At 60.5% G+C, this 12536-nt stretch carries 11 protein-coding genes and 1 tRNA gene; 5 read left to right on the plus strand and 7 right to left on the minus strand.

What is annotated here, in order from left to right; all coding sequences use genetic code 11:
- Positions 1-10: 10 nt before the first annotated feature.
- The 6 genes from BN5935_RS09155 to BN5935_RS09180 form a co-directional block, all read right to left on the minus strand.
- Positions 11-1291, minus strand: a complete 1281-nt coding sequence (locus tag BN5935_RS09155; RefSeq protein ID WP_064975839.1) for a malic enzyme-like NAD(P)-binding protein — start codon at positions 1289-1291, stop codon at positions 11-13.
- A gap of 97 nt (positions 1292-1388) precedes the next feature.
- Positions 1389-2093 (minus strand): hypothetical protein, encoded by a 705-nt coding sequence (locus BN5935_RS09160; protein WP_235821061.1) that lies wholly within the window; start codon positions 2091-2093, stop codon positions 1389-1391.
- A gap of 16 nt (positions 2094-2109) precedes the next feature.
- Positions 2110-3129, minus strand: a complete 1020-nt coding sequence (locus BN5935_RS09165) for a hypothetical protein (RefSeq protein WP_064975840.1) — start codon at positions 3127-3129, stop codon at positions 2110-2112.
- 38 nt (positions 3130-3167) lie between these two features.
- On the minus strand, positions 3168-4175 hold the full coding sequence (gene ruvB, locus BN5935_RS09170; protein ID WP_064975841.1) for a Holliday junction branch migration DNA helicase RuvB: 1008 nt from the start codon (positions 4173-4175) through the stop codon (positions 3168-3170).
- Between the two features lie 101 nt (positions 4176-4276).
- Positions 4277-6691: a glycoside hydrolase family 3 N-terminal domain-containing protein gene (locus BN5935_RS09175; RefSeq protein ID WP_064975842.1), complete on the minus strand. Its 2415-nt coding sequence runs from the start codon at positions 6689-6691 to the stop codon at positions 4277-4279.
- A gap of 221 nt (positions 6692-6912) precedes the next feature.
- Positions 6913-7635 (minus strand): NigD1/NigD2 family lipoprotein, encoded by a 723-nt coding sequence (locus tag BN5935_RS09180; RefSeq protein WP_064975843.1) that lies wholly within the window; start codon positions 7633-7635, stop codon positions 6913-6915.
- Between the two features lie 135 nt (positions 7636-7770).
- Here BN5935_RS09180 and BN5935_RS09185 point away from each other — a divergent pair, with 135 nt between their 5' ends.
- Complete coding sequence (locus BN5935_RS09185) at positions 7771-8319, plus strand: RNA polymerase sigma factor (RefSeq protein ID WP_064975844.1); 549 nt, start codon at positions 7771-7773, stop codon at positions 8317-8319.
- 191 nt (positions 8320-8510) lie between these two features.
- On the plus strand, positions 8511-9824 hold the full coding sequence (locus BN5935_RS09190; RefSeq protein ID WP_064975845.1) for a hypothetical protein: 1314 nt from the start codon (positions 8511-8513) through the stop codon (positions 9822-9824).
- Positions 9825-10049: 225 nt separating this feature from the next.
- On the opposite strand, the gene BN5935_RS09195 is transcribed toward BN5935_RS09190, so the two are convergent.
- Positions 10050-10121, minus strand: a tRNA-Arg gene (locus tag BN5935_RS09195).
- 44 nt (positions 10122-10165) lie between these two features.
- On the opposite strand from BN5935_RS09195, the gene BN5935_RS09200 reads away from it, so the two are divergent.
- The 3 genes from BN5935_RS09200 to BN5935_RS09210 are packed head-to-tail and all read left to right on the plus strand — an operon-like array spanning position 10166 to position 12457.
- Positions 10166-10795 carry a hypothetical protein gene (locus BN5935_RS09200; protein WP_064975846.1) on the plus strand — a complete coding sequence of 210 codons (630 nt, stop codon included), beginning with the start codon at positions 10166-10168 and terminating at the stop codon, positions 10793-10795.
- A 5-nt stretch (positions 10796-10800) separates the two neighbouring features.
- Entirely contained in the window at positions 10801-11397 is a 597-nt protein-coding gene (locus BN5935_RS09205; protein ID WP_064975847.1) for a riboflavin synthase, read from the plus strand.
- A 10-nt stretch (positions 11398-11407) separates the two neighbouring features.
- Entirely contained in the window at positions 11408-12457 is a 1050-nt protein-coding gene (locus BN5935_RS09210) for a sensor histidine kinase (RefSeq protein ID WP_064975848.1), read from the plus strand.
- Positions 12458-12536: the final 79 nt, after the last annotated feature.

The following is a 12536-nucleotide window of genomic DNA, read 5'->3' on the forward strand; positions in this document are numbered from 1 at the left end:
ATTTTTCTTTTTATTCCTGATAGCGTTTTCGGAGGCTCTCCGCGTAGGCTTCCCAGTCCGTAACGGGCTTCCGGGCCACGCACGAATCGACGGCGGCACGGGCTACGGCCGGGGCGATGGTGCACAGCAGCCGCGGATCGAGCGGCTTTGGAATCAGGTAGTTGCGTCCGAATTCGAGCTTCTCGACCCCGTAGGCCCGCAGGACCATGGCCGGAACCGGCTCGCGGGTCAGCTCGGCCAGCGCATGCGCGGCGGCGAGCTTCATCGCCTCGTTGATCTTCGTGGCCCGCACGTCGAGGGCGCCGCGGAAGATGTAGGGGAAGCCCAGCACGTTGTTGACCTGATTGGGGTAGTCCGAACGCCCCGTGGCGAAGATGATGTCGGGACGCGAGGCCATCGCCTTGTCGTAGGAAATCTCGGGATCGGGGTTGGCCAAGGCCATTACGATCGGGTTTTCGGCCATCGTGCGCAGCATCTCGGGCGTCAGCGTGTCGGCTTTCGAAACGCCCAGAAAGACGTCGGCGCCCTGCACCGCTTCGGCCAGCGTCGAAATGCGCCGCGTGGTGGCGAGCTCGCGCTTGACGGCGTTGATGTCTTCGCGGTAGACGGTGACGACGCCCTGACTGTCGCAGAGCACCACGTTCTCCTGACGGATGCCGAGCTCGATGAACAGCCGTGCGCAGGCAATGGCGGCGGCTCCCGCGCCGTTGACCACCACGCGCATCCGGTCGAGCTGCTTGCCCGCGATCTTCGCGCCGTTCAGAAGGGCTGCGGAGGAGATGATCGCCGTTCCGTGCTGGTCGTCGTGCATCAGCGGAATGTCGAGTTCGTCGCGCAGGCGCCTCTCGATCTCGAAGCACTCCGGGGCCTTGATGTCCTCGAGGTTGATGCCTCCGAAAGTGGGGGCGATGGCCTTCACCGTGCGGATGAACTCCTCGGGATCGGTCGTGTCGACCTCGATGTCGAAGGCATCGACCCCGGCGTAGGTCTTGAAGAGCATGCTCTTGCCCTCCATGACGGGTTTGGCGGCCAGCGGGCCGATGTTGCCCAGTCCGAGCACGGCCGTACCGTTCGAGATCACGGCCACGAGGTTGCCCTTGTCGGTGTATTTGTAAACGTCGTCCGGGTTGTCGGCAATGGCCCGCGAAGGAGCCGCCACGCCGGGCGAATAGGCCAGCGACAGGTCGTACTGCGTATGGTAGGGTTTTGTCGGGACGATCCCGATCTTACCGGGACGGCCTTCGCTGTGGTAGCGCAGCGCCGCGTCGTCGAGTTGCGTTTTTGTGCTCATCTCTCTCATTTTCCGTTAGTAACCTAATAGTCTTAACGCAAATATAGCACAAAAATTGCTCCGATCTTAACTTTTTTTAGAATTTTCTGAAATTATTTTAGAAATAAAACCGCACTCCGCCCCCGAACTGAATGCGGAAGATGCCCGCCAGATTCAGTTCGAAGCCGTCGCCCACGTCCGGCGAGCCGACGATCAGCCATTGTCCGCTCACGCCGGCCGAAAGCCCGAGGTGGCGTGTCAGCATGAATTCGACCGAGGCCGATTCGTGGATGCCGACTCCGCCCCGGCTGCCGCGCACGTCGCCGTAACCCCGGACGTAACGTCCGTAGCCGATGCCGGCGCTTTCGCGGAAGAGCCACCGGCGGCCCGCCCGCTGCCGGGCGACGAATTCCGGGGCGATGTAGTGCAGGCGCGTCGTGCGTTCGAAGCCGTTGCGCTCGGCCGAGATGAATCCGCCCGAGTAGATCACGCCGACGCCGAATCCCCGCCGCGAGGTCCAGTTGTAGCCTGCCGTGATGTCGTGCCCTTCGTTCAGGGAACCCGAGGTGCTCTCCTTGAAATACAGGGTCGAGAGGACCGCCGTGTAGCCCGCGTTGACGAAAAATGTGTGCTGCGACCTATGGCGCGGGGCGAGGTGGCGCATGCGTTTGGTCTGCACCGGGGATATTCCCGCGCCGTATTCCGGGGTGGTTGTGCCGGAGGGCGGCGTTTCGGCGCGGAGGCCGGCGATGCAGCCCGGGACCAGCAGCCATGCCGTGGTCAGGAAGAGCAGTCGCCGGAAAGCGCGGTTTTTATCGTTCATCTCCGTTCGGGGTTTATCAGAAATAGAACCGCAGTCCGCCGTTCATGGAAATATGCGTGATGCCCGCCTTGTCGTCAGGGGCGTACTCCTCGGTCAGGTAATCCATCGTGCTGAAACGTGTGCTGTAACATCCGACACCGATGCCGATGCCGATGGACGGGGCGATCTTATATTCGAACCCGAGGTCCGCATGGTAGCCGAACCCGCCGCAGCTAATCGCTACTCCCGAGAATTTCTCGCTGTAACGAGTGTAGCCTATACCTGCCGATACATGGAAAATCCATTTGTCTTGCCGGTCCAGCGAACAGCGGGTGACGAACTCCGGCGCTATATAATGCAGGCGGACACTGGAGTTGACACTTTCGTATTTGTAGGAGGAGAAATATCCCGCATAGCGCAGTCCGAATCCGATCCCGCTGCGTCCGGTCCATTGGAAGACGCCGTTGAGTTCGAGACCCTGCTTCGGGTTGCCCGTGGTGCCTTCGGGAATGTAGTATTTGCTGGTGACGAATCCGTAACCGGCGTTGAGCATCAGCACGCAGGGCTTGCGGTCGAACTCGGCCGGAATCCGGTTGGTTATCACGGTGTTGGCCGGGATGCCGAAATAGTGCGCGCGGTAGACCTGCATCGCGGTATTGCGCTGGCAGGACTCCTTGTAGACCGAGTCGGGCATCAGCAGGATGTCGCCGGCGATCTGGTGGCACGAACTGCCGAACGCCGTCGGCTCCTTGTGCCAAGTCAGGACCAGTCCGTTGCCGCCGGCCTTGTTGGCCTCGTCCTTGGCCCGCTGCAGGACCTCCGGATAGCTGCACTTGGTCGACATGCCGTTGTCGCGGACTTCGACCTTGCCCAATACCTCGGCCCGTTCGGGCAGGGTGTCGGTGATGTAGTAGACCAGCACGTTCGCGTCGGCGGGGCGCGCCGGGTGGCTTTTCTGGATGCTGGTGTAGATCTTGGGTGCGCAGCCGACGCTTTGCAGCAGCAGGGCGACGGCCGAGAGGCGCAACAGGGGGAGGAGGACGCGTTTGGGATTCATAAAGGGTTGGGATTGATGGGGTATCGGGTTTTCCGCGGTCAGAAGAGTGACGCCTCTCCGTCGCGCGGGTGGGTGAATCCGAGGTGCTCGTAGGCCAGCGGCGTCGCCTCCCGGCCGCGGGGCGTGCGCTTGAGGAAGCCCTCCTTGATGAGGAACGGTTCGTAGACCTCCTCGATCGTCCCGGCCTCTTCGCCCACGGCCGTAGCCACGGTGTTGAGGCCCACGGGGCCGCCGTTGAATTTCTCGATGATGGCCCCCAGTATCTTGTTGTCCATCTGGTCCAGACCCCGCGAGTCGATGTTCAGCGCCGCGAGGGCGATGCGCGTGATCCCGAGGTCGATATGCCCCTCGCCCTTGACCATGGCGAAGTCGCGGACGCGCCGCAGCAGGGCATTGGCGATACGCGGCGTGCCGCGCGAACGCAGGGCCACTTCGTGGGCCGCGTCGTCGTCGATCGAGACGTCGAGGATGCGGGCCGAGCGTTTCACGATACCGGCCAGCACCGGGGCGTCGTAGTATTCCAAGTGGCAGGTGATGCCGAAGCGCGCCCTCAGGGGCGAGGTCAGCAGGCCGCTGCGCGTCGTGGCGCCGATCAGCGTGAAGGGCGCCAGCTCGATCTGGATCGAACGGGCCGAGGGCCCCTTGTCCAGCACGATGTCGATCTTGTAGTCCTCCATCGCCGAGTAGAGGTACTCCTCGACGATCGGGCTGAGGCGGTGTATCTCGTCGATGAAGAGCACGTCGCCGGGGTTGAGGTTGGTCAAAAGGCCCGCCAGATCGCCCGGCTTGTCCAGCACGGGGCCCGACGTGAGCCGCAGTTGCGCCCCCATCTCGTTGGAGATGATGTTGGCAAGGGTGGTCTTGCCCAGTCCCGGGGGACCGTGCAGCAGCACATGGTCGAGCGAGTCGCCGCGCATGAGCGCCGCCTTGATGAAGATACGGAGATTCTCGACGATCTTGTCCTGACCGGAGAAGTTTTCGAGCTCCTGCGGCCGGATTTTGTTTTCGAATTCGAGATCGCTTTCGGTGTTGCGTACGATAGACATAATGCAAAGATAACGATTTTCGGCAAATGTACGCTGTCCCGCCCTAAAAACAATGCATCCGGAAGCCATAGCTTCCGGATGCAGGTTCGGGAGGGGCAGGATCAGCTCAGCCGGACGGTCTTTTTCAGGCGGATGTCCTCGCTCGAGGCGCCGATGCGGATTTCGAATTCGCCCGGCTCGACGGTCCAGTTCATGTTGCTGTCGAGCAGTTCCAGATGCGAGGGCCTGACCTCGAAGCTGACGGTTTTCGTCTCGCCCGGTTCGAGCGTCACGCGCTCGAAGCCCCGCAGGACCGATTCGTAGGTCACCACGCTCGAGAATTTGTCGCTGATGTAGAGCTGCACGACCTCGTCGCCGCGGCGGTCGCCCGTGTTGGTCACCTCGCAGCTCACGCGGAACGACCCCTGCGTGCACGACGGTTCGGGGGTGATTTGCAGGTTCTTATAGGCGAACGTCGTGTAGCTCAGCCCATAGCCGAAGGGGTAGATCGACCCCAGCACGCGGGTCACGCCGCCGCCGTTGGGGCCCTTGCGGGGCTGTGCGCCGTGGGAACCCTTCTTGTAGGGGAAGTTCAGTTCGATCTGTCCGGTGCTCCGCGGGAAGGTGATCGTGAGTTTGCCGCCCGGGTTGTAGTCGCCGAAAAGGGTCTCGGCGATGGCCGTGCCGCCCTCGACCGAGGGGAACCATCCTTCGAGGATGGCCGGGACGTTCTGCGCCGCCCAGTTGACGGTCAGCGGCTGGCCGTTGATGAGCACCAGCACCACGGGGACGCCCGTGGCGTGGAGCGCTTCGAGCAACTGCTGCTGGCGTCCGGGAAGCTCGAGCGAGGTGCGCGAATGGCTCTCGCCCACGCGCTCGTCGTCCTCGCCCAACACGGCGACGATCACGTCGCAGCCTGCGGCCTGCTTCACCGCCTCGTCGATGCCGGCCTGCTCGGCGGCCGTGAGGGGCGTCATGGTCAGTTCCGAATCGGGGAATCCGGCGTCCACGACGTCGCATCCCTTGGCGTAGCGCACCTCGGCGTCCTTGCCTAAATAGTTGCGGATGCCGTCGAGGACGGTGACGGTCGGAAGGTCGTTGGGCCCGTAGCGGCTGATCATGAAATTATCCTCGTCGGCCAGCGGCCCGGCGACCAGCACGCGGGTGGTCTTTTTCTTGTCGAGGGGCAGGGTCTTGTCCTCGTTCTTGAGCAGCACGAGCGACTGGCGCTGGATGTCGAGCACGAAATCGCGGTGTTTGTCGGCTCCGGCCTTGGCCACGGCCTCCTTGGGATCGTTATAGGGGTCGTCGAAGAGCCCGAGGCGGAATTTTACCCGCAGGACCTCGCGCACGCGCTGGTCCACGACGTCCATCGAAAGGCGGCCTTCCCGGACGAGCTTGCGCACCGGGAGGATGAACCGCGCCGGGGGCGAGAAGTTCGTGCGCACGTTCAGGCCCGCTTCGAGCACCTGCCGCACGGCATCGTCGTAAGTCTCGGCCACGGCGTGCTTGGTGTGGACATACTCCACGGCCTCGCTGTCGCTGACCACATAGCCGTCGAAACCGTATTCGTGGCGCAGCAGGTCGGTGAGGAAATAGCGGCTGGCGGTCACCGGGACGCCGTCCCAGTCGTTGTAGCTGCTCATGACGCCCATCGGTTTGGATTCGCGGATCACGCGGCGGAACGGGTAGAGGTACATCTGGTGGAGTTCGCGCGGGGCGATGTGGGGGTCGGTGCGGCAGTTGCCGTCGCGGCCGCCCTTGGGGACACTGTAAGCCGCATAGTGTTTGAGCGTCGAGGCGACGCCCTGCGACTGGATGCCGCGGACCATCTCCACGCCCAGTTCGGCGATCAGGAACGGGTCTTCGCCGTAACACTCCACGACACGACCCCAGCGGGGATCGCGCGCCACATCGAGGATCGGTGCGTAGACGTTCTTATAGCCCAGAACTTTGGCTTCGAGTCCGGCGATCTCGCCGGCCCGGTGCACCAATGCCCGGTTCCATGTCGAACCGATGGCGATGGGCGCCGGGAGCGGCGTGGCGCGGCTGTGGTTGAGGCCGTGGATGCCCTCGTTGGTGAATTCCACGGGGATGCCCAGCCGGGTCTGCTCGACGAACCACCGCTGGATGGTGTTCTTCGCCTCGACGTGGCCCGTGTAGTCGGAGACCAGATGCGGCGTCGTGCGCAGGCACTTGCCCACGCCGTTGAGCATCTCGTCGATGTTGGCGATGCCGTCTTTCCAGACCTCGTTCTTCCACCCTGCGGTGGGCAGCGAGTCGCGCAGCACGCGGCCGTAGCCGTAGAGCGTGGCCAACTGGCAGCTCTTCTCCTCGAGGGTCATCCGGCCGAGCAGGTCCTCGACGCGTTCGTCGAGACTGCGCGAGGGGTCCTCGAAGGGGTCCATGCGGCCGTTCTTGTTGAAGTCGATCCAGCCTTTGTGGTAAATCGTCTTCGGTGTCGTCTTCTGCGCCGCGGAGACCGTCGCGGAGACGGCGGCTGCGAACAGCAGGATTGCAACAGGGAGTTTCTTCATCTTTTCGGGGGTTTCGGTTTTAACTTCAAAGATACGTTTCCGAAGCCAAAATTACAAACGATCGGCCGCCGGGATTGAACCGATCGTACAAATTTCCGGGACGATCGTCCGAAAGCGCGCGCCGGGCGCAAAAAAAGCCCGGTCCGCACAATCGCGGACCGGGACAGGCTCTGCCTCCGGGAGTGGCTACTTCTCCTGCGGCAGATTCTTTGCGTTGTCTGTTACTTCTCGGATTCGTCGAATTCGAGTTTGATCTCCTTGTCGCCGTTCTCGCGGGTCGGCAGGAGCAGGTTGATGCCCTTCATGCCTTCCAGCTCGGCGGCGATGTCCGTGAGGTCGAACGACACATAGAAACCGCAGTCGTAACCGCCGGCGTCGCCTCCCGCATCGTGGCGCACCACGACGTCGAGATACCCCTCGGCACTCTCCTTGAATTCAGTCGTTCCCGACTTGTCCACGGCCAGCGTGAACGTGTGTTTGCTGTTGTCGTTGGCGGCGTAGAGCGCGTAGAAAGTCAGCCACTCGTTCGAGAGGTTGAACATCCCCTCCTTGAAGCCCGTCTTGGCCGTGCCCAGCTCCTCGAGCTCCTCGGCCGTGTTCACGACCTGCGCCTTGCCGGTGAAGATTTCGTCGACGGCGTAAAGCGCGATGTTGTAGTCGTAATCGGGCACGCTCTCCTTCAGAAGGTTGAACCAGATGATCGCGCGCTGGCGCTCCTTGCCCCTGTAGTTCGGAACGCGGGTCTTGTCGCTCGGGTAGAGCTTCTCGCCGTTGTCCCGCTGGAAATAATAGTCCGTACTGGCTTCGCCCGCTTCGCCTCCGATGGTGTGGACGGTCGTGATGAGCGGCGTGTATCTCGGATAATCGCCGTCGGTGTCGTCGTTGCAGGAAGTAAACGCGAGGACGGCCATAGCCGCGATAAGGAATAAACCGATTTTTTTCATATTTTCCATATTTTATGTTACCTTTCGCTCTTAAAACGTCCGGCAGGGCGAAATACTGCATGTGAAATAAAAAAATTTCACCCCGTGCAGTCTTTTGGCTCCTGCTGCATTTATATAAGTGAACTGGTAATGCCAATGGAGGAACAGATACTGGCCGAAGGGTGCAGAAAGGGGGACGATACGGCCCGCAGAGAGCTGTACGACCGCTATGCAGGCCGTTTGCTGGCAATCTGTATGCGCTACTCCGGAGACCGATCCACGGCCGAAGACCTGCTTCACGACGCATTCCTGAAGATATACGGAGCCTTCGACCGGTTCACCTACCGCGGACCCGGATCGCTCAGGGCGTGGATCGAACGCATTACCGTGAACGTGGCGCTCGAATGGATACGCAGCCGGAACAAGCTGGGAAGCGTGACGCTCGACGAGGGAAAGGCCGCGGCGGAGGTCGCCGAGCCCGACGTGTCGGAGATGGCACGGGTCCCGCGCGACGTGCTGATGCAGTTCGTGAGCGAGCTGCCCGAGGGTTACCGGGCGGTGTTCAACCTCTACTGCATCGAGGAGTATTCTCATCGGGAGATTGCCCGAATGCTGGGGATCAACGAGAAAAGCTCCTCCTCGCAGTTGTTCCGCGCCCGGGCCATGCTGGCCCGCAGGGTCAGGGAGTATTTGGATACGCACTGATTTCATGCGGGTCCGGCGGATGGCGGTGAAAGGAAACGGAATAAGGTATGGCGCGAATCCGCCAAACCCGCACGAGGGCGTTAAAACGCTCGGTTTGGAGAGACAATCCCTCTAAATCTCCCTTTGGGAAGGGAGACTTTGGAAAAAAGGTTAGTCGTTCGGCAATATGCCGAACTTAGAGATGAACAGTTATGAAACAAGATAAAGATTGGACCGATGTCATGCGGAGCGCGCTCCGGGACGCTGAACTTCCACCCCCGGCGGGTGGTTGGGAACGTCTGGAGCGTGAACTGGGCGGTGCGGCCCCGGAGCTGCGGGCTTCGGAGCCGACGGCGCCCCGCGGTTCCGTGTGGCGGATCTATTGGCCGCGGATTGCTGCCGCTGCCGCTGTCGTTCTGCTCGGCGTCGTTGCAGGTGATTATATGCTCCGGCCGGACAAGGCGTTGGAAAATGATGGGAATGTTATCGCATCGACAGTGGAAGAGGACGCAACCGCGGTAACCATGCCGCAGCCGCATGAAGCGGAATCCATACAGGAGGCGCTCGCGCAGGCTGTGGGGCTCGCTTCCGAGCGGACGGCGGCTCCTGCCGCAAGGCAGACGGCGCTGCTCGCTGCGGCGGTGAAGCCCGCGGCGGAAACGACGACGGGAGCGGTGACGGAACGGATGTCCGTTGCTGAGACGGCGGCCGAAACCTCCGGAGATGCCGTTGCCGACCGGGTTTCCGCGAAGCAGGCGACTGTTGAGGAGACTTCGCAGCCGGAGGCGGAAACGACGGCAGAAGCGGAGCCGAAGCGCCCTGCGACCCGCTCGACGGCCGGAGTGTCCGCTCGGACGGCGTATTACGACGAGCCGCTCGAGGCCTACAAGCCCCCGCGCAGGAAAGCCTCGATATCGGCCTTTGCAGGCGGTGCCGTGTCGGGCGGTACCGGCGGGGATGCCGCTGCGCCGCGGATGTACTCGTCGGTGACGAACGACGTTTCGTCGGTGGTCGGGAACGGCGACAACCTGTCGCTCATGGCGCGCGGCGAGTACAGTGAAAACTCGTTCCGCCACCACCAGCCGCTGAGTTTCGGAATCTCCGTGCGGAAAGAGTTCGCACACGGACTCTCGCTCGAAAGCGGTGTGAACTACACGCTGCTGCGTTCGGATGTGACGGTCAAATACTCCTCGGAGGATGTGAGCCAGAAACTCCATTTTATCGGCATCCCCCTGCGCATGAACTGGCAGTTTCTCGAACGCGGAAGGTTCTCATTATATATAGGTGCGGGCGGCATGGTCGAAAAATGCGTCTCGGCCAAGTTCGGCTCGAAGTCCATGGACGAACCCGGCGTGCAGTGGTCGGCCCTCGCGGCGGTCGGTGCGCAATACCGGTTGGGCGGCATGGTCGGGCTCTATTTCGAACCCGAAGGGTCCTATTATTTTACGGAAACCGACCTGAAAACGGCGCGTACGGATTCTCCCCTTACACTGACCCTGAGGTTGGGCGTACGTCTCTCGTTTTAAATAAAATCGCAAATCGCACATTTATTGCATGAGGGAAGTTCGCACGGAGCGTGTGGGCTTCCCTTTTCATGCTGGGCCGAATGCTCTACGTTTGTGACTAAAAGTGCTATTTTTTATTGTCCGAATGAAATTTGTTACTATTTTTGTTGGATAAAAGAATGCCAACCGATCCCATACGACAAAAAAGAAAAAGCACAAGTACGGCTTTTCGCACTTGTGCCTGAGTAGTCCCGACGGGAATCGAACCCATATCGTAAGAACCGGAATCTTATATTCTATCCATTGAACTACGGGACCGGGAGTGCAAAGATGCAAAAAAAATATTAATTATACGAAAAAAAATGCGGGAAAAGCAGAATAATTGGCAAAGAATCGAGGCTGTGATCAAATGGGCGAATATGTCGACGAACTATTTCGCGCGGCATATCGGCCTTGCGCGAGGGGAAAATCTTTACCAGATCAAACGGGGCAACAACGGCATTTCGTTCGATGTCGCCGACCGGATCGTTGCTAAATTTCCTCAGGTCGACAAGTTGTGGCTGCTGACGGGCGAAGGACAGATGTTCGCCGACGAGCGCACGCGCGGCCCCCAGATCCCTTTTTACGACGTGGATGTCGAGCACGGGCTGGAACATCTCGAGCATCTCGAATCCGAGAGCAACCTGATCCTGCCCCCGGTGGGGGCGTGCGACTTGGCGATGAGCTACACGGGCCGTGCGATGGGTTCGCTGGTGCCTCCCGGGACGGTGGTGCTGCTGAAAGCCGTGGACCGGGATGCGATTATTCCGGGGGGTGAATATGCGATTGTCTCCCGAAAAATTGTAACTTTGCGGATAGTTCGGGCCGCCGACGAGGAGGACAAAGTCCGTCTGGTGGCCGGGGATCGTGAAAATTATGACGACATTCTGTTGAATGTCAATGATATAGTAGCGGTCTACAAAGTAAAGGGCAAATTGATAATAAACAGTTAAAGCGTATGTTTTCAGGCATCGTGGAACGCACGGCGGAGGTTGTGGCGATCCGGACGGACCGTCAGAACAAGGATTTTACCCTGCGTGCGGATTTCTGCAAGGAGTTGAAAATCGATCAGAGCATAGCACATAACGGCGTATGTTTGACAGTTGTGGACATCACGGAGGACACCTACACCGTGACGGCCATGAAGGAGACCCTCGACCGCAGCAACCTCGGGCTGCTGCGCGAGGGCGATCTGGTCAACCTCGAACGCTCGATGAAGCCCGATGCCCTGCTGGACGGGCACATCGTGCAGGGACACGTCGACCAGACGGCCGTCTGCACGGCCAAAGAGGACGCCGACGGCAGTTGGTACTTCACGTTCGAGTACGAGCCGCAGGGCGAGGGGCTGTGTACGGTCGAGAAGGGCTCGGTGACGGTGAACGGCGTGAGTCTCACGGTCTGCGACTCGAAAGAGTCGTCGTTCCGCGTGGCGATCATTCCCTACACCTTCGAGCATACGAATTTCTGCCGGATCGATGTGGGATCGGTGGTGAACCTCGAGTTCGACATCGTGGGCAAGTACATCGCCCGGCTGATGAAAAACTACATGAAGTAAACCCGAATTTATGGTGTACATCAAAACGAAAGAGGGGGCGTCGCTGTGGATAGCCCTGCTCGCCGCGGTCATCGTGGCCGTGGGCATGACGCTGCTGGACGTCGTGTGGTGGATCACGCTCTGTGCGTCGGCCGGCGTGTTCGTCGTCGTGGCGCTCGCGGCGCTGTTCATCATCCGCAAGTATGTGGCCTACAAGCTCAAACCGATCTATTCGATCGTGCTTTCGCGCGATGTGCACACCAACGAGATCTTCTCGGAACTCAAGGACAAGCGGGTCGAGAACATCGGCGAGGAGCTCACGGCGTGGGCCGATACCAACGACCGGGAGATCGCCCGGCTGAAGGAGGCCGAGTGTTTCCGCAAGCAGTATCTGGGCAATGTGGCGCATGAGCTGAAAACCCCTATTTTCAATATTCAGGGGTACATTTCGACCCTGTTGGACGGCGGGCTGGAGGACGAGCTGATTAACCGCAAGTACCTCGAACGTGCCGAAAAGAGCATCGACCGCCTGATAAACATCGTCAACGACCTCGACACCATTTCGAAGCTGGAGAGCAGCATGAACAAGCTCAATCTGGAGAAGTTCGACGTCGTGGCGCTGGCCAAGGAGATTGCCGAGCAGGCCGAGATGGAGGCCGACAGGAAGGGGATCAAAATCACGGTCAAAGGGGCCGAGAACCTGCCTTCGCCCTTCTGGGTGCTGGCCGACAAACATTATATCGGTCAGGTCTTCGTCAACCTCATCATCAACTCGGTGCGTTACGGCAAGGAGGGCGGCATGACGCGCATCCATTTCCGCGACATGCTCGACAAAATATTGGTGGAGGTCGAGGACAACGGTTCGGGAATTGGCAAGGAGGACCTGCCGCGCGTCTTCGAACGCTTCTACCGCACGGACAAGGGCCGTTCGCGGGAGCAGGGCGGCACGGGGCTCGGACTGGCCATCGTCAAGCACATCGTCGAGGCCCACGGGGAGCGGATCACGGTCCGCAGCGAACTGGGAGTGGGCAGCACCTTCTCCTTCACGCTGAAAAAAGTGAACCTGCAGGAGGTAAAGTAAGGTTAAAGGTGAAAGGCTTGGGCCGAAACCCCGATCGAAAGTCCGGCCGATATTTTGAGCGATATTCCGGTTAAGAACC

Source organism: Alistipes provencensis (assembly GCF_900083545.1).
GTDB lineage: Bacteria > Bacteroidota > Bacteroidia > Bacteroidales > Rikenellaceae > Alistipes > Alistipes provencensis.

Bases quoted from the DNA above. Each gene is read 5' to 3' on its own strand.
- BN5935_RS09155 (WP_064975839.1), bottom strand. From the start codon at position 1,291: ATGAGCACAAAAACGCAACTCGACGACGCGGCGCTGCGCTACCACAGC.
- BN5935_RS09160 (WP_235821061.1), bottom strand. From the start codon at position 2,093: ATGAACGATAAAAACCGCGCTTTCCGGCGACTGCTCTTCCTGACCACG.
- BN5935_RS09165 (WP_064975840.1), bottom strand. From the start codon at position 3,129: ATGAATCCCAAACGCGTCCTCCTCCCCCTGTTGCGCCTCTCGGCCGTC.
- ruvB (WP_064975841.1), bottom strand. From the start codon at position 4,175: ATGTCTATCGTACGCAACACCGAAAGCGATCTCGAATTCGAAAACAAA.
- BN5935_RS09175 (WP_064975842.1), bottom strand. From the start codon at position 6,691: ATGAAGAAACTCCCTGTTGCAATCCTGCTGTTCGCAGCCGCCGTCTCC.
- BN5935_RS09180 (WP_064975843.1), bottom strand. From the start codon at position 7,635: ATGAAAAAAATCGGTTTATTCCTTATCGCGGCTATGGCCGTCCTCGCG.
- BN5935_RS09185 (WP_064975844.1), top strand. From the start codon at position 7,771: ATGGAGGAACAGATACTGGCCGAAGGGTGCAGAAAGGGGGACGATACG.
- BN5935_RS09190 (WP_064975845.1), top strand. From the start codon at position 8,511: ATGAAACAAGATAAAGATTGGACCGATGTCATGCGGAGCGCGCTCCGG.
- BN5935_RS09200 (WP_064975846.1), top strand. From the start codon at position 10,166: ATGCGGGAAAAGCAGAATAATTGGCAAAGAATCGAGGCTGTGATCAAA.
- BN5935_RS09205 (WP_064975847.1), top strand. From the start codon at position 10,801: ATGTTTTCAGGCATCGTGGAACGCACGGCGGAGGTTGTGGCGATCCGG.
- BN5935_RS09210 (WP_064975848.1), top strand. From the start codon at position 11,408: ATGGTGTACATCAAAACGAAAGAGGGGGCGTCGCTGTGGATAGCCCTG.